The following is a 19,441-nucleotide window of genomic DNA, read 5'->3' as shown; positions in this document are numbered from 1 at the left end:
GCCATCCTCTGCATCAACCGCCGGGGCCGCCCCGATGAAATCTGCCAACTGGGTGGCTGCGGATCACGCAGACGGTCGCTTGATGGTGTGGCTGATGAACGAAGGGGACGCCGTGCAACATGTCTCCGCCAGCACAGGCGCCGATTTGATGGCGGATCTGGCCTGGCTGGTTGGCACGCTGCATGGCTGCGCCCCGGAGACGCCGATCCTGCTCAATGATGACAGCCTGCGGGGCGGCACGACGGGCACGATCGCGGTGCCTGCCAAGGTCACGGAGCTGCCGATGGGAGAGGCGATGCTGGGGACGCATCCGCTGCGGTTGCTTGGCGGGCTGTCACAAAGCGCTCCGGTTGGAGTGATGCGCGGTGCCGTCAATCGCATTGCGGGGTTCCTCAGCCTCAACCCCGACTGGGACGGCGTGATCTGCATTGCCGGGGTGACGACCCATTGGGCACTGATCAGCGCAGAGGAAGTGGTCAGTTTTCAGAGCTTTCTGACACCCGGACTGTGGCGCAGCCTGGCGCCGGGATTGGGCATTGAGGGGGGCGCAGAATTTCAGAGTGCCGAGCGCACCGCTCTGACAGCGGCGATGGAAACCATCCAGTCCAAACCTGAAGCCCTGGCCGCGCGTTTGGCCGAGCTTCAGGTTCTGCGGGACGGATCAGACAGCGAAACCTCGGCGCGGCTTTGGGGGCTGCTCCTTGGTGCAGAGCTGTCGGCGGCGCGCCCCTATTGGTTAGGGCAGAATGTTGCCCTGATCGCAGCTGCGCCGCTGGATGTGCCCTATTGTCTTGCGCTCAATCACCAGGGCGTGCCGGTTACCCGTACCGACGCCGATCGCATGGCTCTGGCCGGTCTGGTCCGGGCCTGGCGGGGCATCACATCCTAGGATCTGCCAGAGCGCCTATGGCAGCGGATTGGTCTGGAACAGCCGGATCTTCAAACCGCCATGGGCCACCGGCGGACCAAAGGGTTTGAAGGGCAAGTTCGTCGCCTTGGCCAAGGAGGTCTCGCTGGTGACGATGCCGACGCGCCAACCACTGAAACGGGCCATCAGCGTTTCCCCAAGCGCCGCATAAAGCGCATAGAGCAGCTTCTTGTTGCCGATCCGCGCGCCATAAGGCGGGTTCACGATCACCAGACCCGGTTTGCCCTCCGGACCCAGATCCGGTGGCGTCAGGTCGCTGACCGCCTGCTGAACAATGGTCACCAGATCGCCGACCCCTGCCCGTTCGGCATTGGCGGCGGCCATGTCAACCGCGCCATCATTGCGGTCGGATCCGTAGCAGCGTGCGCTGGTCTGGCGCGGGTTCTGCTCAGCACGTAGGGCCTGCCAGGCATCGGGATCAAAGCTGGCCATCTGTTCAAACGCAAAACTGCGGCTGCGGCCGGGAAACAGCCCTCTGGCGATCTCGGCCGCCTCGATCACAAAGGTGCCGGAGCCGCACATCGGATCCACCACGGGCTCCTGCCCGTCATACCCGCAGTCCCGCAGGAACAGAGCGGCGAGGTTCTCGCGCATCGGCGCCTTGCCCACGGCTGTCTTGTGACCGCGCTTGTGCAGCCCCTCGCCGGAGGTATCGACGCTGAAGGTGCAGAGATTATCCTCGATCCGCAGTTTCACCGTGATGGGGGCATCGGCGCTGATCTCGGCGCCAAGCTCCTCTGTGATCGCACGTTCGATACGCTGGGTGGCCGCACCTGCGTGGTAGATCTTGGATTTCTTGTTGGTTGTGGTCTCCACGCGGACCGGGACATCCGCGCGCAGCACATCCGACCAGGGAAATTTGCGGGCGCGCTTGTCGAGCTGCGCGAGGTGAAACGCACGGAAAGAACCGATACGGGCCAGCACGCGCGCGGCGCCGCGCAATTGCAGATTGGCGCGCCAGACATCGGGCCAGCCGCCTTCAAAGGTGACGCCACCGGGTACCGTTTTGGCACCGGCAAAGCCAGCCTCCGTCGCTTCGCGCTGCAGGGTCTGCTCCATCCCCGGAGGGGCGGTCAAGAAGATCTCGAATGTATCACATGTATCCATGACCTCTCCTTAGCGGCAAAACCCCCTGTCAGCGACGGCAAATTTCGCCATTCGGCGCGGCGGCGATGGCCGCTACCGTTGCCGTGCACGCAAGTGCGGATCGCGCACAGTGGGATTCCCGCGACGATTGCCGCGATGCAGCACCGCAGAGCCCATCCGCACGGTCAGATCACTCGCCTCAAGGTGGATTTACTTACCTTTAAAATTCAGCACCTTACGACAAACTAAAAAATTAGTTTGACAAGATAGACTGCGGTATGGAACCTGTTTGTCAGCCGGGTGCCACGGGGCATCTTTGGCCACAATAAATCACTAGGGAGGAGAAAGATGCGGAAGTATCTTTTGTCCGCAGCCGCGGTTATTGCCGTGGTCGCGGGACAGGCAGCCTATGCCGATGAGGCCGCTGCCAAGAAATGGATCGACGAAGAGTTCCAGCCCTCGGTTCTGACCAAGGATGAACAGCTCTCGGAGATGCAATGGTTCATCAAGGCGTCCGAGCCGTTCAAGGGCATGGAAATCAACGTCCTGTCCGAAGGCATTCCGACGCATAGCTACGAATCCGAGGTGCTGACCAAGGCGTTCGAGGAAATCACCGGCATCAAGGTGAACCACCAGATCCTCGGCGAGGGTGAAGTGGTTCAGGCCGTGCAGACGCAAATGCAGACCAAGCGGAACCTGTATGACGCCTATGTCAACGATTCCGACCTGATCGGCACCCACTCGCGCCTGCAACTGGCCTATAACCTGACCGACATGATGGAAGGCGACTTCTTCGACGTCACCAACCCCGGTCTGGATCTCGGCGATTTCATGGGCACCCAGTTCACCACGGGTCCCGACGGCGATCTCTACCAGCTGCCCGATCAGCAGTTTGCGAACCTCTACTGGTTCCGCAAGGACTGGTTTGACCGCGAAGACCTGCAGGCCGCGTTCAAAGAAAAATACGGCTATGACCTGGGCGTTCCGGTCAACTGGTCCGCATATGAAGACATCGCCGAATTCTTCAGCGAAGACGTCAAGGAAATCGACGGGACCACAATCTTTGGTCACATGGACTACGGCAAGCGCGCGCCTGATCTTGGCTGGCGGATGACCGACGCCTGGCTGTCGATGGCCGGTGCCGGTTCGAAAGGTGAGCCGAACGGTGTGCCGATCGACGAATGGGGCATCCGCATGGAAGCGGATTCCTGCAACCCTGCCGGTGCAAGCGTGACCCGCGGTGGTGCTGCCAATGGTCCGGCTGCGGTCTATGCGATCCGCAAGTGGGACGAATGGCTGCGCAAATACGCCCCTCCGGGTGCTGCATCCTATGACTTCTACCAGTCGCTGCCCGCTCTGGCACAGGGCAACGTAGCCCAGCAGATCTTCTGGTACACCGCCTTCACCGCCGACATGGTGAAGCCGAAGTCCGAAGGCAACAACACTGTTGACGACGAGGGCAACCCGCTGTGGCGGATGGCGCCCAGCCCGCATGGTCCCTACTGGGAAGAAGGCCAGAAGGTTGGCTATCAGGACGTGGGTTCCTGGACCTTCCTGAAATCCACCCCGGTTGATCGCGCCAAGGCGGCCTGGCTCTATGCTCAGTTTGTTGTGTCCAAGACCGTTGACGTGAAAAAATCCCACGTTGGTCTGACCTTCATCCGTGACTCTTCCGTGAACCACGAGAGCTTCACCGAGCGTGCGCCCAAGCTGGGTGGTCTGGTCGAATTCTACCGTTCGCCCGACCGCGTTGCATGGTCCCCGACCGGCGTGAACGTGCCTGACTATCCGAAGCTGGCCCAGATCTGGTGGCAGCAGATCGGTGACGTGAACTCCGGCGCCTTCACCCCGCAGGAAGCCATGGACCGTCTGGCCGAGGAAATGGACATCACCATGGCCCGTATGCAGCGTGCAGACGAGCAGGCGAATGTCTATGGCGGCTGCGGCCCGCGTCTGAACGAAGAGAAAGACGCCGAGTGGTGGTATGCCAATGGCGGCGCCAAGCCGAAACTGGAGAATGAGAAGCCGCAGGGCCAGACCGTCAACTATGACGAGCTGGTTGCCCGCTGGGCATCTGAGTAACCCCTCCTCCCCGTGGGGAGCGCGCGGACCTATCCGCTGCGCTCCCCGCTTTCGCCCCGGAGCGTGGCTGGCCCTCTCCGGGGCAATTTTTTCCCAAAATTAGATCGCGCATGCCGCGCGCAACAGGCCGTCCGCCGGAAAGTCAAAGCAAGATGGCACTCGAACTCAGAAACGTGACCAAACGCGTCGGCGCCCAGCTGCATATCAAGGAAACCTCCCTTGTGCTGGAGCCAGGTCACTTCAACGTCCTTCTGGGCGCCACCGGGTCAGGCAAGACCTCTCTTATCAAGATGATGGCGGGTCTTGACCCGATTGCCAGCGGACAGGTGCTGATGGATGGTCAGGATGTGACCTCGCTCAGCACTCAGAAGCGCAATATCAGCCTGGTGCACCAGTTTTTCATCAACTATCCCCATATGACCGTCTACGAGAACATCGCCTCGCCGCTGAAGGTGGCTGGTATGGCGAAGTCCGAGATCGAAGGCCGCGTCGAAGAAGCCGCAGACATCCTGCAGCTGCGCCCGATGCTGCACCGTCGCCCGCATGAGCTGTCCGGTGGTCAGCAGCAGCGAACCGCGCTGGCCCGCGCAATTGCCAAGGAAAGCCGTGCGGTGTTCCTGGATGAGCCGCTGGCGAACCTCGACTACAAGCTGCGCGAAGAGCTACGCGATCAGCTGCCCGAGCTGTTTGCTGGTCGTGGCGCCGTTGTGGTCTATGCAACCTCCGAACCGGAAGAGGCGCTGCTGCTGGGTGGGAAGACCGCGCTGATGCAGGATGGCCGCGTCACCCAGTTCGGCACCACTGCCGATATCTATCGCAACCCCGATAATGTCGCAGCGGCGCGCGTATTCTCCGATCCGCCGATCAACACCGCCCCAATCGTGAAGCAGGGCAGCACAGCGCGCCTGGGCAATGACGTCAGCTGGTCGCTGACCGGCGCGGCGGCAGATCTGTCAGATGGCCCCTACACCATCGCGATCCGCCCCTACCACGTTCTGCCGATCGCCAGCCCTGCGACCACGGTGCAGCTGTCGGGCCGGGTGCAGGTGACGGAGCTGTCCGGCTCTGAAAGCAGTGCCCATTTCGACATGGGCTTGGATGCAGATCACGGCAGCTGGGTCTCCCTTGCTGCGGGGGTTCACCCCTATGAGGTCGGCGAACTGCATGATTTTTATATGGATCCCTCGGCGGCATATGTCTTTGCCCCTGATGGCTCCCGCGTGGCGTGAGGCGCAAATGGCAAAAATTACACTCTCAAAACTGCGGCACAGCTATGTGCCGACCCCCTCAAGCGAATCCGACTACGCCCTGAAGGAAATCGACCTCGACTGGACCGATGGCGGTGCCTACGCCCTGCTTGGTCCTTCGGGTTGCGGCAAGTCCACGCTGCTGAACATCATATCCGGCCTGTTGGTGCCCTCCGAAGGGCAGATCCTCTTTGACGGCAAGGATGTCACCAAACTGCCCCCAGATCAGCGCAATATTGCGCAGGTGTTCCAGTTTCCGGTGATCTACGACACCATGACCGTTTACGACAACCTCGCCTTTCCGCTGCGCAACCGCGGCCGTGACGAGGCGACGGTCAAAGAGCGCGTGATGGCCATTGCCGAGATGCTGGAAGTGACTGATCTGCTCAACACCCGCGCCGCAGGGTTGAGCCCGGACAACAAGCAGAAGATCTCCATGGGCCGGGGTCTGGTGCGCGAGGATGTGAACGTCGTGATGTTCGACGAGCCGCTCACCGTGATTGACCCGCATCTGAAGTGGAAACTGCGCTCGAAGCTGAAAGAACTGCATCAGCGCGTGAAGGCCACGATGATCTATGTGACCCATGACCAGACAGAGGCGCTAACCTTTGCCGATCAGGTGGTGGTGATGCAGGATGGTCTGGTGGTACAGATCGGCACCCCGGTTGAGCTGTTCGAACGCCCCGCACATACGTTTGTTGGCCATTTCATCGGCTCACCTGGCATGAACGTGCTGCCTTGCGACCTGCGCGCAGGCCAGCCCTATATCGGCACCCAGCCGATTGCACTGGAAGGCCCGATTTTGGGTGACGCCAAAGGCAAGACCGAGGTCGGCATCCGGCCCGAGTTTGTCACGCTCGCCGCGAACGGCCTGCCTGCAACTGTGACCAAGGTTTCGGACGTCGGGCGGCACACCGTTGTCGAATGTGAAGCTGAAGGCCAGCGGATCAATGCCGTGATCGAAGGTGCAGGCCCCGCCAAGGGCGAGGCGGTCCACCTGTCCTTCCGTCAGGACCAGACCCGGCTTTATGTCGATGGCTGGATCGCGACAGAAGCTGCCCAATCTGCCACCGCGACCGAGGAGCAGGCATAATGAAAACCGAAAACCAAAAGGCGTGGTTCTTTGTCCTGCCTGTCCTTCTGCTCGTTGCCTTCAACGCGCTGATCCCGATGATGACCGTCGTCAACTACTCCGTTCAGGAGACATTCGGCGACAACGTGTTCTTCTGGCAGGGGCTCGACTGGTTCCAGCAGATCCTGCGCTCTGACCGGTTCCATGCCGCGCTGGGACGCCAGTTCCTGTTCACCTTCCTGATCCTGATCATCGAGGTGCCGCTGGGCATCGCGATTGCGCTGTCGATGCCGCGCAAAGGGTTCTGGGTGCCGGTCTGTCTGGTGACCATGGCGCTGCCGATGCTGATCCCGTGGAATGTGGTCGGCGCGATGTGGAACATCTTCACCCTGCCGGATATCGGCCTCCTGGGGTATTTCCTGAACCACGTGCTGGGCATCAACTATGATATGACACAGGACCCGATTGCGGCCTGGGTGACCATCGTGACCATGGATGTCTGGCACTGGACCTCGCTGGTGGTACTGCTGAGCTATGCCGGTCTCGTGTCGATCCCCGACGCCTATTATCAGGCGGCCAAGATCGACGGTGCCTCCAACTGGGCCGTGTTCCGGTTCATCCAGCTGCCGAAGATGAAGACGGTGCTGACCATCGCGATCCTGTTGCGGTTCATGGACAGCTTCAACATCTACACCGAGCCGTTTGTTCTGACCGGCGGCGGACCCGGCAATTCCACCACGCTGTTGTCGATTGACCTGGTGAAGATCGCCCTTGGTCAGTTCGACCTAGGCCCGGCTGCCGCCATGTCGCTCATCTATTTCGCAATCACACTTCTGGTCAGCTGGCTGTTTTACACGCTGATGACCAAAGACGACCAGAATTGAGGATCTGATACGATGCAAAAACGTACCATCGTCCCCATCGTCTATATCCTGTTCCTCATGCTGCCGATCTACTGGCTGGTGGCGATGAGCTTCAAGACGACGAATGAAATCCTGTCCGGGTTCTCGCTGTTCCCGCAAACCTTTACGCTTGAGAACTATGCAACGATCTTTACCGATCCGAGCTGGTATTGGGGCTACATCAACTCGATCATCTATGTGTCGATCAATACGGTGATCTCCGTCGCTGTTGCCCTGCCTGCGGCCTATGCGTTCTCGCGCTACCGCTTTCTTGGCGACAAGCAGCTGTTTTTCTGGCTGCTGACCAACCGGATGGCGCCGGCCGCGGTGTTTGCGCTGCCGTTCTTCCAGCTTTATTCCGCTGTCGGCCTGTTCGACACCCATCTCGCGGTGGCTCTGGCGCACTGCCTGTTCAACATTCCACTGGCGGTCTGGATCCTTGAAGGGTTCATGGGCGGCATCCCCAAAGAGCTGGATGAAACCGCCTATGTGGACGGCTATTCTTTCCCGCGCTTCTTTGCCACGATCTTCATCCCGTCGATCAAGGCAGGCGTCGGCGTGGCGGCTTTCTTCTGCTTCATGTTCTCTTGGGTGGAACTGCTGCTGGCCAAGACATTGACCGCCGTTGCCGCAAAACCCATCGCGGCCACCATGACCAAAACCGCCTCAAGTGCCGGGTATGAGCTGGGCCTGCTGGCGGCCGCGGGCACATTGACAATCATTCCGGGCGCGATCGTGATCTATTTCGTCCGCAACTACATCGCAAAAGGCTTTGCGATGGGGAGGGTATAATGCTGAGTTGGATGGCCTGGACCTGGCCCACCGCCCTTGTGTTCATCGGGATCTTTTCGGCCATCGGCCTGATGATCGTTCTGGAAATCCGTCAACCCGGAGGCGACACCCGCAAAGGCGCGCTGGGGCTGGTGACAACCCGTGGCGACCGGCTGTTCATCAGCCTGCTGGGCACCTCCTACATCTTCCTGGCCTGGCTGGGTCTGGTGGGGATGCCGCTGTGGTGGCCGCTGGGGCTCTCGATCGGCTGGTTTGTCTTCACCTTCTGGAAGGTCTGACCGCAGTTCATTGGCAAAGGGCCCCTTGGCGGGCCCTTTGTCGCAAGACCATCACCGTGTTTTTCGCGGTCTCGGGACCACTCTCTTAAAAAAGTAGTTTTCAAACCTCCCCCCAATCCCCTAGCATGATCAAAGCCCAGGACAACCGGACAGACATGATGCGAAAGAAACAGGACAACCCGCTTTTGACAGAGGTTGAACTCGAATTCATGACTGTTGTCTGGGAAACCGGCGGCGGCACGGTGCGCGATATCTTGGCCGAACTGAACAAAAGCCAAGAACGGGCCTACACATCGGTCGCGACTGTGCTGAAGATTATGGAACAAAAAGGGTTTCTGAGCAGCGAACGAGCTGACAGATCCTTGGTCTACCGTCCTGCGGTGCCCAAGGCGGATTATCAGAAAACCACTCTCAAGAACCTTTCGAGCAAGCTCTTCAACGGCGCCCCGGCGGCCCTCGTCGCCCGCCTGGTGGATGACGAGGATGTCACCGACGAGATGCTCGTGGAGATACGGGCCTTGCTGAATGAAAGGTTGGGGGACGATGAACGCTGAGAGTTTTCTGAACGCCTATATTGACCTGAATTTACTGCTCCTTGCCGGCACCGTTCTTTGGCTGGCTCTGCGGGCGATCCTGGCACGCAGTCGGCTGGGCCCGGCGTTTCGCCCACAGCTCAGGCTGCTGAACGGCATGACGCTTTTGCTGACGGTGTCACCGATACTGGTGGTTGCTCTGACCACCTATGTCGTCTCCCAGCCGCCCACCCTGTCGGACATGCTGGTGGCGCAGTATCTGCAGGGCAATGTCAACATGAGCGCCACACGGTTTGAGAGCATCCTTGGCCTGCGCGAAGATCTGGTGAGGGCGTTGATGGCGCAGACCAGCCTCTGGGCGCAGCTTGCCATTGCCGCGCTCATTGTCGGTGCCCTCCTTTCCCTCGCGCAGCTGGGCTTGGCCGTGCTGCGGCTGCGGTCGGGATTGCGACAGGCCTATATCTGGAAGCGCCTTGGCCGTATCGAAATCCGCATCAGCGACCGGAGCACAGTCGCCTTCTCCACGCGCGGCCTGTTTACCCGCTATGTTGTGCTGCCCTCCGCGCTGGTCACAAACCCATCGGATCTGCGGTTGAGCGTTGCCCATGAATTGCAGCATTTCCGCCAGTGGGATGTGGAATGCGAATTCCTGCTGGAGGCACTGCGCCCCTTCCTGTTCTGGAACCCCGCCTATCACCTCTGGCGTCGTGAAGTGCAGATGCTGCGGGAATTTGCCTGTGACCAGGCGCTGATGACGCGCGGGCAGCGGGATATCCGCGCCTATTGCGAATGTCTGATCCGGGCCTGCACCCTGGCGGCGCGGGATCCGATCCGCTTCGTGCAGCGCAGCCCCTCGGTCGCATTGGTAGATCGGCGCGAACTGCGCCGTGGGGCCACGCTGGCCCGGCGCATTGATGTGGTCACCGCAGCGCAGCAGCCCCAAGATCCCCATATGTTCGGCTGGATGCTGGTTTCGACGATGCTGGCGACCGGGGTGATTGCCACCGCGCTCCTAATGCAGCGGCCCGGCGACTGGAGCCATGACCGGATCATGTTGTCGACCATCGTCAATCTCGAGCGGATGGCCCACCGCAACGCTGTGACCGATACCAATCAGACGGCCGTCACCGCCTTGCAGGGTGGGTTCATGACGCTCACCAAATAACCCTGTTCGGTGGTTCACGACCTGCGACGGCTGTCAGAACTGCATCCATTTCTGCTGATCGAGACATCCTCTAGGGCGTACCGATGAGTTTGCGCAGCTGCGGTGTCGATCCCGGAAAAACAAACACCCGATCACAAAAAATCGCCCGATCTGAAAATCAGACCGGGCGATTCTGTCTCATGTCTTGATGCGGTCAGCCGTAGGCTGAGTGTGCGCCAGCAGCCCCATCCGCCGCCCAGTCACCTGAGCCTGCGCTGGCTGCGCCATTGCCGAGCTGGAACCGCGAAACCACGCCGGTCAGCGCCTGTGCTTCATGTTGCAGCAGCTGGCTGGCGGCAGAGGCTTCCTCGGACATTGCGGCGTTTTGCTGAGTGGTGCCATCCAGACGCCCCATAGCGCCGTTGATGTTCTCCAACCCTTTGGATTGTTTCTGCACGCCATCTGCGATTTCAGTGATGAGGTCGGATACATTCGTGACCTTTTCGATGATCCCGCTGAGCGCATCCCCCGCACGCCCCACCATGGCCACACCGTTTGCCACATGTTCCTCGCTTGCCGACGTCAGCCCCTTGATCTGCCCAGCAGCTTTGGATGCCCGCATCGCGAGGGCACGCACCTCAGAGGCGACAACTGCAAAACCAGCACCGGCCTCACCGGCCCGTGCCGCCTCGACGCCTGCGTTCAGTGCCAGAAGATTGGTCTGGAAGGCGATATCGTCAATCATGTTGATAATCTGCGAAATCTGCTCGGAGGCATCCTGAATCTGGTCCATCGCCTGGACCGCAGACGTCACGATATGGTTGCTGTGTTCGGCCTCGTCGCGTGTACCGCGCATGGTCTCATCGACCTGCCCGGCCCGGTCGGCGGTCTCTCGAATGCTATTGGTCAGGTCCTGCAGCGCTGCTGCGGTTTCCTCCAAAGTGCCGGCCTGCGCTTCGGTCCGATGCGCCATTTCCTCAGCGGAGGCACGCTGCTCTTCGGAAAACTTGTCGACGTTATGAGCCGCATCCACCACCTCAGACAGTGAATCGCGCAGGTTGACCAGGCTGCGATTGAAATTCTCGCGCAGCGTTTCGTAGTGCTCCGCAAAAGGTTGTTGGATGTCGCAGGCCAGGTTGCCGCGCTGCAACTCGGCCAGGGCGCCGCTCATCTCCTCGACAACCGCAGCGGTCTGTTTTGCGGCTTCTTCTTCGCGCTCGGCGGCCTCATCCGCGATCAGCAGCTTGTCGCGGAACATATCCAGACTCCGGGCCAGATCGCCCAGCTCATCACCACGGCCACGGCCGCTGATTTCACTTGCGTAATCTTCGGCAGCCAGCGCATTCGTAGCCTCGCGCAGCGCCAGAATCGGGCGGGTGACATGGCGTGCCGCGACGAAAGACACCACGATAGCAATCAGGACCGAAACCCCGATCATCAGCATCGCCACAAGCCGGATGTCGCGAACCTTTGCAAAAGCTGCCTGTTCTTCGGTCTGTAGCACCAAAGACCAGTCAAAGCCCGCAATGTCCAATGGCCGCACCATGGCAATGATGGGTTTACCAGAGATGGATGTGGCGCCCTCAAACAGACCGCTATCGCCCGCCGCGGCCGCCTTGGTTACGGCGTTCTCCGGCAGGGCATCGCCAATGGCAAACTCCCCTTCGATCACCGAAGTACTGCGTGCGGTGCCGTCGCTGCCAACCAGGAAGATGTTCTGATGCCCATCGACGTCCATGTTGGATGTCAGCGCGGCCACGACCGCAGCGCTTGAAATCTGAACCGCCATCACGCCGATGACTTCTTTTTTCTTGTTGAATACCGGCACCGCCATAAAGGCACCTGCACCGCCGCCGCCCGGCGCGTAGGTCGCAAAATCAGCGGTCACAACCTGACCTTCCTCGGCGTTGAGCGCTGCGCTGAACACTTTGCCAAGGCCGCTTTCGGCATTCTCGCCCGAACCGAATTGCTGAATGAAGTCTTCGCGTTTCTTTACCGAATACAACAGCTGGCCCGATGCGTTCAGAAGATAGAGATCCTCATAGCCGTTGACCTCCAGCGACTGCAGGAAAGTCGGGTGATAGGTCGCATGGGACTGGCTGTAATAGGAGCCATCGCCCGGATCGCTCAGCAGATGACGTTCGTTCGCCGCGTTGGGGTTTTCCTCGATGTAGTGACGCCGCAGGAACCCAACCGGCTCTTCTTCGATCATCGTGTAGACGCGGTCGAAGTTGCTGATGGCCCGGAATACCGTTGGCTGCGACGCGTTGATCGACAAGTCGCGGCGCGCGGCCTCCATCATGAAGCTCAACGCCTGCTCACCGGAACGGGCGGTGGTCGCTTTCGACGCATAAACGAAATCGCGAATGCTCTTCTCCGCCATCGAATAGACGAGGAATGAGACTGTCACCAGAAACGTTGCCGTCAAGGCCACCATAATCAGGGGCAATTTCAGCTTGAGCGAGAGTTTCGGGGCCTTGGGCATGACGCGCATGTCTCCTCTTAAAAGTGCCGATTCTGTCGCAAGGCGACCGAATAGCCTAAGAGATAGCCAGACAATTCCTTCTATTTCGTTCACGTTCGGTTTGCGAACAACTGTGGAAAAAACAACGCCGCGCCTTTCGGCACGGCGAAAACGACAATAGATGCAGACGGTTGTGTCAGAAGCGATCCGCTGCAAAGGCAGAGAGGTCGATGGCGGGCCGACGCGCCTCGACCAGATCCGCGACCAGCTCGGCCGTGGCCGCCGATTGTGTCAGGCCGACATGGCCATGGCCAAAGGCATAGATCACGCGCGTGTCACGGGTGGCGGTACCGATCACTGGCAGGCTATCGGGCAATGAGGGGCGATAACCCATCCACTGGGTGCCATTGGCCGTGTCCAGTTCGGGCATGAACTGCGCGGCCTTTGCCAGGAGCGTGTCCGCGCGTTTAAAGTTCGCAGGCAGTTTCAGCCCGCCCAGTTCGACCGCGCCGCCAACACGGACTCCCCCGCGAATCCGGCTCACCACAAAGCCATGTCGGCTGAAGGTAATATGCGTGCGCAGATCAAAACACCCCGCCGGCAGGGTCGTATTATAGCCGCGCTCGGTTTCCAGCGGCAGCCGGTCCCCCAGCCTGCGTGCCAGGTGATGTGACCAGGCACCGGCGGCTATCACGACATGATCCGCCAAGAGCGGCTCGCCCTCGGTCATGATGCGAATGCCATCGTCGCCGGTCTCCAGATCGCGCACATCGCCCTTGCGAAACTGGCCACCTCGCGCTGTGAAGGCCTGAAACAGATGCTCAACCCAGGCCTTGGGATCGCAGGTGTTCATCCAGTCGGGCGTAAACCCTGCATGGGTAAACCGGGAGCTGAGACCGGGTTGGATCTCGGCGATTTCAGCCGGGCTGTGGAGCAGAGAAAACCGGATGCCGTGATCACGGCGCAGCTGCCAGCCGTATTGGCTGGCAGCGAACTCGGCCTCGGATTCATATAGCTGCAGGGCGCCTTCGCGCTGGATCATCGCTTCGCCGCCGGTATCGGAGATCTGGCGTTCCGTCGCGGCCTTGGCAAGGTGCATCAGAGCGGCCTGGGCCTTTACCACGGCCTGATAACGATCCCGCCAGCTGGCCCGCCAGAAGCGGATCAACCAGGGCGTCAGCTGCAGGGCGTAGGCAGGCGGCACAGACAGCGGGCCAAGCGGATCAAGGAGCCAGCCCGGCGCCTTTTTCATGATGCCGGGCGTCGCAAGCGGCTCAACATCGGTGAAGGCAAAGGCCCCGGCGTTGCCAGCGGAGGTTTCCTCGGCCACGCCCTTGCGATCCAGCAGGACAACCTGCCCGCCGCTGGCTGCAAGCTCGCTTTGCAACCGTAGAGCCGTGCTGACACCCACGACACCTGCACCGATAACCACAACCGTCTTTGTCATCTGCCCCCCATTCGTGACTGTGGCGAGGCCCCCGCCCCGCCACCTGCTAACCGGCGTTACGCCAAGGTATAGGCAGTTTTGACTTTTGTATAAAAGTCTTTCGCATGGCTGCCCTGCTCGCGGGCGCCAAAACTGGACCCTTTGGTGCCGCCAAATGGAACGTGATAATCCACCCCGGCGGTCGGAAGATTCACCATCGCCATGCCGGCCTCGACATTGGCCTTGAAATGCGTCGCATATTTAAGCGATCCGGTGCAAATCCCTGCGCTGAGACCAAACGGTGTGTCATTGGCAACCATCAGCGCCTCGTCATAGTCGGCAACGCGAATAACCGATGCCAGCGGGCCAAAGACCTCTTCCTGATTGATGCGCATCTCGTTCGAGGTCTCGGTCACCAGAGCAGGCGAAAGATAAAATCCCTTGGTGCTGCGCTGAAGCGTCTGGCCTCCGAGCACCCGCCCGCCTTCGCTGGCGGCGACATCTATATAGTAGAGATCCTTCTCCAGCTGCCGCTCATCCACAACCGGACCAATCTGGGTCTCCTGATCCAGCGCATTGCCGACCCGAAGATCTGTCATCCGCTGGCCCAGAGCCGCGACAAAACGGTCGTGGATGCCTTCGGTCACGATCAGCCGCGAAGAGGCCGTGCAGCGCTGACCGGTGGAGAAGAACGCGCCATTGAGGCTGACCTCGACCGCGGTCTCCAGATCGGCATCATCCAGCACCACCATTGGGTTTTTGCCACCCATTTCCAGCTGCAGCTTCTTGCGCTGCGCGCCGCAGGCAGCCGCAATGGCGCTGCCGGTCTCGACCGAACCGGTAAAGGAGACAGCATCAACATCACGGCTGTCCACAAGCCGCTGACCAACGGTGCTGCCGGAGCCAAAGACAATGTTGAAGACACCATCGGGCAGACCGGAGCGGCTGATGATCTCGGCCAGCGCGTGGGCGCAACCCGGTGTCAGCTCGGCCGGTTTCAGAACAACCGCATTGCCATAGGCCAGTGCCGGGGCGACTTTCCAGGCCGGGATGGCGATGGGGAAGTTCCAGGGCGTGATGAGGCCGACAACGCCGACCGGAGAGCGGGTCACCTCGACACCGACGCCGGGGCGAACCGAGGCAAGTATCTCACCCGCCTGGCGCAGGGTTTCACCCGCGAAGAACTTGAAAATCTGCCCGGCCCGCGCTGCCTCGCCGATGCCTTCGGGCAGCGTCTTGCCTTCTTCGCGCGACAGCAGCCGACCCAGTTCGGCCTTGCGGGCCAGGATTTCGGTGCCGATGGCGTCCAATACATCAAATCGCTGTTGCGGCGTGCTGGCGGCCCAGCTCGGGGCGGCGGCCTTCGCTGCGGCAATGGCGCGATCCATGTCTTCGGCCTGGCTGTTGGCGGCGTAGCCCAACATGTCCTGCGTGTCGGACGGGTTGATATTGGCGCTGGCGGCGGCGGTCTCCGACCAGTCGCCGGCGATCAGGTTGCGATAGTCCATCAAAATACCTCTTGGGTGGTGATCCCCGCCCGATAGGGGTCTGCGGGATCAAAGTTCAAAACTGTGTCTCCGGTCACAAAGGCCGTGCCGGTTATGGTCGCAATCACTCCGCCGCTGGAGCCTCTGCGGTATTGCAGCGAATAGGTGCTGCCGATCACGCTTTCCTGAATCCAGGTCACGCCGGGCGCAAGATCGCCATCAGCAGCAAGGCAGGCCAGTTTCGCCGCCGAACCGGTGCCACAGGGCGAGCGGTCATAGGCTGTTCCCGGGCAAAGCACGAAGTTGCGTGCATGCCCTTCGGAGGTCAGCGGTGGCGCGACATACTCGACGTGGTCGATCATGGCGCCGTCGCGCCCGGTGATCCCCTGCTCGGCCAAGGCAAGCCGCAAGGCAACGGCCCGCGCGGTCAGCTGGTCGATATGGGCCAAAGTGAGCAGTGCCGGTGCATCGGAGGTCAGGAAGAACCAGTTTCCACCCCAGGCGATATCGCCCGTGACGGGGCCTTGATCTGGCACCTCGACCACGACGTTGGCGCGATAGCGGTAGCTCTCAACATTTTCGACAGCGGCGCGATTGGCGGACTGCAAATGGACGCCGACGGTCCCAACCGGCGTTTCGATATGGTGTCGGCCCAGATCAAGGCGCCCGAGATGATGCAGGCTCACTGCGGTTCCTATGGTGGCATGGCCACACATGCCCAAGGGCCCGACCGGGTTGAAATAGATGACACCGACGGCGCAGCCGGGATCTGTCGGCGGCACCAGCAGGGCACCAACGATGGCGTCGTGACCACGTGGCTCCGACAGCACCGATGTGCAAAAGCTCCGATGCTCGCGGAACAGGCGCTCGGCGCGCTCCGCCAGTGATCCACTGCCAAGGTCCGGCCCGCCCGAGAGGATCAGACGGGTCGGCTCTCCAGCGGTATGGCTGTCGATTACCCGCATAGCGCCGCAACATCGGGTTGCTGGCTCCAGTCGGCGTACCAGCTGCAGAAGAGGTCATATTGCGCTTCGACATAGGCTTTCTGGCTGGCGCTGAGCCGGTCGCTATCGTTGAAGTGCAGCTGGTATTCGCTGTCGCCGTTCAGCACCATCAGGTGCTTGTAGTAGAGAACCAGATCCGCACCTTCGTCGAAGGAGGACAGCACCGCCAGTGCAGCTTCCAGTTCAAGCGCCTGCCGACGGGCTGTTGCATTGCCCTTGGCCGCCAACTGGCAAAGCGAAACAAGATGCAGCACCTCAGCAGGCAGCGCATTGCCGATCCCGGTGATCGCGCCCCCGGCCCCACAGTTCACATAGCCATGGAACACGGTGGTATCGACGCCGATCATCAGGGTAACGCTGCTGTCCTGCGAGGTGATGTTCTCGGCTGCATACCGCAGGTCCTCAGCGCCGCCGAATTCCTTAAATCCGATCAGGTTCGGATGGTCACCACGCAGGTCAAAGAACAGATCAGCGCGCGTAGCGAACCCATAATAGGGGCTGTTGTAGATCACCGCAGGCAGCGTGGGTGCGGCAGAGAGCACGGCCGCGAAATGGTCGCGCTGCGCGGCCACGGAACTGCCGCGCGAGAGAACGCGCGGGATCACCATCAGACCGGCGGCCCCGACCTCGGCGGCATGGGCGGCATGGGCAGCGGCCTGCGCCGTATTGACAGCGCCAGTACCGACGATAGTCGGCACGCCAGCGGCAACCAATCGGGCAACGCCTTCCATCCGCTCGGCATCGCTGATCAGTGGCCAGTCTCCCATCGATCCGCAATAGACCACCGCCGACATGCCCTTCGAAATCAGCTCCTGCCCCTTTTTGACCAGCGCATCGAAGTCCGGTCGGCGGTCGGCGGTGCAGGGGGTCATCAGGGCCGGGATACAGCCGGAGAATACGGGGTGTGTCATTGTTGGATCCTCTTCAATGGATATGAACCCGAGGGTGCTGGCTCTCGGCGCTATGCTTTATTGCATAATACATATTGGATCCAATATTCAATATGATATTTATCTGCACTTTCCCCGCAATGACGATCAAGGGTATAAACCGGACAAGGAGCGAAGATATGAAGTTGAAATCCGTTGATATATCCAAGACCGCGTCGGCCTCGACGATCGTCTTTGACGCCCTGCGCAAGGCGATTATCGAAGGAGACCTGAAGGAAGGTGAGCCGCTGCGGCAGGATGAGATTGCCCAGATGTTCAACACCAGCCGAATCCCCGTGCGCGAAGCGATTTCCAGACTTGAGGAACAGGGCCTGGTCAAAACCCAGCGCTACAAGGGCGCTGTCGTCTCAGGCCTGTCGGCGCAGGAAGCCAAGGAGATTTTCGATTTCCGCGCGGTTCTGGAATCGGAGGTGATCCGCCGTGCTGTCCCGCGGATGTCGCCTTTGGCGCTGGCCAATGCCAAGGCCTGCCTGGAAGCGTTCTCGCAGTCGAAAGATCCGATGACCTGGGGCGAGTTGAACCGGGATTTCCACTCCACACTCTATCGAGAGAGCGGGTTGCAATACCACATGGATGTGATCGACAATGCGATGGACCGCGTTGACAGCTACCTGAGGGCGCAGCTGGTGCTGACCAATGGTAACGAACGGGCCAATCGTGAGCACATCGCTATCTGGGAGGCCTGTGTTGCAGGCGACGCTGACCTTGCAGCGGCGCTCACACGTGACCACATCACCGGCTCCTGCGAAACGCTGCTGCAACGATTGGAGGATTTCGGCTAAGCGCCCGGAGCCGCCGCAATCTCCCTTAAGACGTCTTGAGCGCCTTCTTGCGACGCCGCCGCTCGGATAAAATGAAGCCCAGCACCGACCAGGGATGCTTCAAGGCCGATTTGTCCAGTTTCCGCAGCCCGCCCTTCAGATAGGTGCGGCGCAGTTGCCGTTCCTCAAGTCGGCTGCGGATGGCCTCGAGAATCGGGTCACCTTCGGTCAGACCGAAAACCTGCGCATCGGACAGGCGCTGGCGCAAAAGCGAAACCTCGCGGCCGACCTCTGCCAGACGTTTTTTGCGAAAAGCCTCGGCATCTGTGATGGATTGCTGCGTGCTGGTCTGCCCCATACCGACCCGATAGATGATAAGATCTTCGTCGATGAATGCGACGCGCCCCTCCAGTGCAGCACGGAACCCAAGCACAAGGTCCTCGTAGCAGTCTGCATATTGGATCGGACCATACTTGCGGAAGAGATCCTTGTGCCAGGCACAGGTCGCCCCAAGGAACAACTGCATCGAACAGGCCGCGGACATGGCATCGGTCCGGGTGTAGAATGTTGCCTTGGCATAGGTTTTGGGCATCGGTTTGCCGTCCAATGTCTCGACCTGGCCGTGCGAGAAGACCAGAAGCGGATCGTCACGCTCAAAGACTTCAATGGTCCGTGCCACGCGCCCCGGAAGAGAGATATCATCGCCGGACGCGGCAATGATGACGTCACCTGTACTCAGGTTGAAGCATCGTTCGATATGTTTGTTGACGCCCAGGTTCTGCGGGTTCTTGTTGAGCACAACGGAATGTGGCCCAGAGTAATCGGCGACCAGCGCCTCCATCGCCTCAAAGGTGCCATCCTGCGAACAATCGTCCGACAGCAGAATCTCGATAGGATCGCAGTCTTGTGCCAGCACGGCCTCAACCGCCTCTTTCACATAGTCCCGCTGATTGTAGGTAAGAAGCACAACTGAGTAGCTGTATCTGTTCATTTCAACCCAATCCAACCTGCACGCACGCGCAGAAAATCCATAGCTGTTGCCCCTGCGGGTCTCAGGCCTGTCTTACCACCTGGACGCCGACGCCGTTAGACCACCAATACTGCAGTTTGCAAGAAGGAGCCATGCCCGACAGCTGCGGTTGCCCGTGTGCGCAGCCAATGAAACTGCCTGCCCGCTGGCACCGCAATCGAGTGATCCCGGCGCTCTTCTGGCGGTCACAGTCACTTAGGCCAAGTTCCGCAATGCAGGCGCGGCATGCGCCAATTCGATTGATCGGAGGTGACA

Annotated in this window: 17 protein-coding genes; 10 read left to right on the top strand and 7 right to left on the bottom strand. The window is 60.5% G+C overall.

What is annotated here, in order from left to right:
- Positions 1-34 precede the first annotated feature (34 nt).
- A complete protein-coding gene (locus VWY75_RS03605) occupies positions 35-889 on the top strand; it encodes a 2-dehydro-3-deoxygalactonokinase (protein ID WP_416537277.1) in 855 nt (284 codons plus the stop codon).
- A gap of 15 nt (positions 890-904) precedes the next feature.
- Here VWY75_RS03605 and VWY75_RS03600 read toward each other — a convergent pair whose 3' ends face one another.
- Positions 905-2,035: a THUMP domain-containing class I SAM-dependent RNA methyltransferase gene (locus VWY75_RS03600; RefSeq protein WP_416537276.1), complete on the bottom strand. Its 1,131-nt coding sequence runs from the start codon at positions 2,033-2,035 to the stop codon at positions 905-907.
- Between the two features lie 327 nt (positions 2,036-2,362).
- Here VWY75_RS03600 and VWY75_RS03595 point away from each other — a divergent pair, with 327 nt between their 5' ends.
- From VWY75_RS03595 to VWY75_RS03560, 8 genes are all read left to right on the top strand, one after another.
- Complete coding sequence (locus VWY75_RS03595; protein ID WP_340544511.1) at positions 2,363-4,096, top strand: ABC transporter substrate-binding protein; 1,734 nt, start codon at positions 2,363-2,365, stop codon at positions 4,094-4,096.
- Positions 4,097-4,248: 152 nt separating this feature from the next.
- On the top strand, positions 4,249-5,325 hold the full coding sequence (locus VWY75_RS03590; RefSeq protein ID WP_416537275.1) for an ABC transporter ATP-binding protein: 1,077 nt from the start codon (positions 4,249-4,251) through the stop codon (positions 5,323-5,325).
- Between the two features lie 7 nt (positions 5,326-5,332).
- On the top strand, positions 5,333-6,436 hold the full coding sequence (locus tag VWY75_RS03585) for an ABC transporter ATP-binding protein (RefSeq protein WP_340544505.1): 1,104 nt from the start codon (positions 5,333-5,335) through the stop codon (positions 6,434-6,436).
- On the top strand, positions 6,436-7,299 hold the full coding sequence (locus tag VWY75_RS03580) for a carbohydrate ABC transporter permease (protein ID WP_340544503.1): 864 nt from the start codon (positions 6,436-6,438) through the stop codon (positions 7,297-7,299). Before VWY75_RS03585 ends, VWY75_RS03580 begins: the two co-directional genes overlap by 1 nt.
- Positions 7,300-7,311: 12 nt before the next feature.
- Positions 7,312-8,109: a carbohydrate ABC transporter permease gene (locus VWY75_RS03575; RefSeq protein WP_008561997.1), complete on the top strand. Its 798-nt coding sequence runs from the start codon at positions 7,312-7,314 to the stop codon at positions 8,107-8,109.
- Complete coding sequence (locus VWY75_RS03570; RefSeq protein ID WP_340544496.1) at positions 8,109-8,387, top strand: DUF2160 domain-containing protein; 279 nt, start codon at positions 8,109-8,111, stop codon at positions 8,385-8,387. The genes VWY75_RS03575 and VWY75_RS03570 overlap by 1 nt, the downstream gene beginning before the upstream one ends.
- A 158-nt stretch (positions 8,388-8,545) precedes the next feature.
- Complete coding sequence (locus VWY75_RS03565; protein ID WP_340544494.1) at positions 8,546-8,941, top strand: BlaI/MecI/CopY family transcriptional regulator; 396 nt, start codon at positions 8,546-8,548, stop codon at positions 8,939-8,941.
- Positions 8,931-10,085, top strand: a complete 1,155-nt coding sequence (locus tag VWY75_RS03560) for a M56 family metallopeptidase (RefSeq protein WP_416537274.1) — start codon at positions 8,931-8,933, stop codon at positions 10,083-10,085. Before VWY75_RS03565 ends, VWY75_RS03560 begins: the two co-directional genes overlap by 11 nt.
- A 193-nt stretch (positions 10,086-10,278) precedes the next feature.
- Here the strand turns inward: VWY75_RS03560 and VWY75_RS03555 are convergent, their stop codons facing one another.
- The 5 genes from VWY75_RS03555 to VWY75_RS03535 all read right to left on the bottom strand — a co-directional run bounded on the left by VWY75_RS03555 (position 10,279) and on the right by VWY75_RS03535 (position 17,356).
- Positions 10,279-12,558, bottom strand: a complete 2,280-nt coding sequence (locus tag VWY75_RS03555; RefSeq protein WP_416537273.1) for a methyl-accepting chemotaxis protein — start codon at positions 12,556-12,558, stop codon at positions 10,279-10,281.
- 166 nt (positions 12,559-12,724) lie between these two features.
- A complete protein-coding gene (locus VWY75_RS03550; RefSeq protein ID WP_340544490.1) occupies positions 12,725-13,975 on the bottom strand; it encodes an NAD(P)/FAD-dependent oxidoreductase in 1,251 nt (416 codons plus the stop codon).
- Positions 13,976-14,031: 56 nt separating this feature from the next.
- A complete protein-coding gene (locus VWY75_RS03545; RefSeq protein WP_416537272.1) occupies positions 14,032-15,462 on the bottom strand; it encodes an aldehyde dehydrogenase family protein in 1,431 nt (476 codons plus the stop codon).
- A complete protein-coding gene (locus tag VWY75_RS03540) occupies positions 15,462-16,406 on the bottom strand; it encodes a proline racemase family protein (RefSeq protein WP_416537271.1) in 945 nt (314 codons plus the stop codon). The genes VWY75_RS03545 and VWY75_RS03540 overlap by 1 nt, the downstream gene beginning before the upstream one ends.
- On the bottom strand, positions 16,397-17,356 hold the full coding sequence (locus tag VWY75_RS03535) for a dihydrodipicolinate synthase family protein (protein WP_416537270.1): 960 nt from the start codon (positions 17,354-17,356) through the stop codon (positions 16,397-16,399). The genes VWY75_RS03540 and VWY75_RS03535 overlap by 10 nt, the downstream gene beginning before the upstream one ends.
- Positions 17,357-17,514: 158 nt before the next feature.
- On the opposite strand from VWY75_RS03535, the gene VWY75_RS03530 reads away from it, so the two are divergent.
- The gene (locus VWY75_RS03530) at positions 17,515-18,177 is read left to right on the top strand and encodes a GntR family transcriptional regulator (RefSeq protein WP_416537269.1); all 663 of its coding nucleotides are present in this window, start codon (positions 17,515-17,517) and stop codon (positions 18,175-18,177) included.
- A 25-nt stretch (positions 18,178-18,202) separates the two neighbouring features.
- Here the strand turns inward: VWY75_RS03530 and VWY75_RS03525 are convergent, their stop codons facing one another.
- On the bottom strand, positions 18,203-19,147 hold the full coding sequence (locus VWY75_RS03525) for a glycosyltransferase (RefSeq protein WP_340544482.1): 945 nt from the start codon (positions 19,145-19,147) through the stop codon (positions 18,203-18,205).
- Positions 19,148-19,441: the final 294 nt, after the last annotated feature.

Origin of the sequence: Phaeobacter sp. JH20_08, assembly GCF_048056635.1 — a bacterium.
In the GTDB taxonomy this organism is placed as follows: Bacteria; Pseudomonadota; Alphaproteobacteria; order Rhodobacterales; family Rhodobacteraceae; genus Phaeobacter; species Phaeobacter bryozoorum.
The sequence above is the reverse complement of the archived record's forward strand: the minus strand, read 5'-3'. Positions and strand labels throughout refer to the sequence as shown.

Bases quoted from the DNA above. Each gene is read 5' to 3' on its own strand.
- VWY75_RS03540 (WP_416537271.1), bottom strand. From the start codon at position 16,406: ATGCGGGTAATCGACAGCCATACCGCTGGAGAGCCGACCCGTCTGATC.
- VWY75_RS03590 (WP_416537275.1), top strand. From the start codon at position 4,249: ATGGCACTCGAACTCAGAAACGTGACCAAACGCGTCGGCGCCCAGCTG.
- VWY75_RS03570 (WP_340544496.1), top strand. From the start codon at position 8,109: ATGCTGAGTTGGATGGCCTGGACCTGGCCCACCGCCCTTGTGTTCATC.
- VWY75_RS03600 (WP_416537276.1), bottom strand. From the start codon at position 2,035: ATGGATACATGTGATACATTCGAGATCTTCTTGACCGCCCCTCCGGGG.
- VWY75_RS03580 (WP_340544503.1), top strand. From the start codon at position 6,436: ATGAAAACCGAAAACCAAAAGGCGTGGTTCTTTGTCCTGCCTGTCCTT.
- VWY75_RS03605 (WP_416537277.1), top strand. From the start codon at position 35: ATGAAATCTGCCAACTGGGTGGCTGCGGATCACGCAGACGGTCGCTTG.
- VWY75_RS03525 (WP_340544482.1), bottom strand. From the start codon at position 19,147: ATGAACAGATACAGCTACTCAGTTGTGCTTCTTACCTACAATCAGCGG.
- VWY75_RS03585 (WP_340544505.1), top strand. From the start codon at position 5,333: ATGGCAAAAATTACACTCTCAAAACTGCGGCACAGCTATGTGCCGACC.
- VWY75_RS03545 (WP_416537272.1), bottom strand. From the start codon at position 15,462: ATGGACTATCGCAACCTGATCGCCGGCGACTGGTCGGAGACCGCCGCC.
- VWY75_RS03595 (WP_340544511.1), top strand. From the start codon at position 2,363: ATGCGGAAGTATCTTTTGTCCGCAGCCGCGGTTATTGCCGTGGTCGCG.
- VWY75_RS03555 (WP_416537273.1), bottom strand. From the start codon at position 12,558: ATGCGCGTCATGCCCAAGGCCCCGAAACTCTCGCTCAAGCTGAAATTG.
- VWY75_RS03560 (WP_416537274.1), top strand. From the start codon at position 8,931: ATGAACGCTGAGAGTTTTCTGAACGCCTATATTGACCTGAATTTACTG.
- VWY75_RS03550 (WP_340544490.1), bottom strand. From the start codon at position 13,975: ATGACAAAGACGGTTGTGGTTATCGGTGCAGGTGTCGTGGGTGTCAGC.
- VWY75_RS03565 (WP_340544494.1), top strand. From the start codon at position 8,546: ATGCGAAAGAAACAGGACAACCCGCTTTTGACAGAGGTTGAACTCGAA.
- VWY75_RS03575 (WP_008561997.1), top strand. From the start codon at position 7,312: ATGCAAAAACGTACCATCGTCCCCATCGTCTATATCCTGTTCCTCATG.
- VWY75_RS03530 (WP_416537269.1), top strand. From the start codon at position 17,515: ATGAAGTTGAAATCCGTTGATATATCCAAGACCGCGTCGGCCTCGACG.
- VWY75_RS03535 (WP_416537270.1), bottom strand. From the start codon at position 17,356: ATGACACACCCCGTATTCTCCGGCTGTATCCCGGCCCTGATGACCCCC.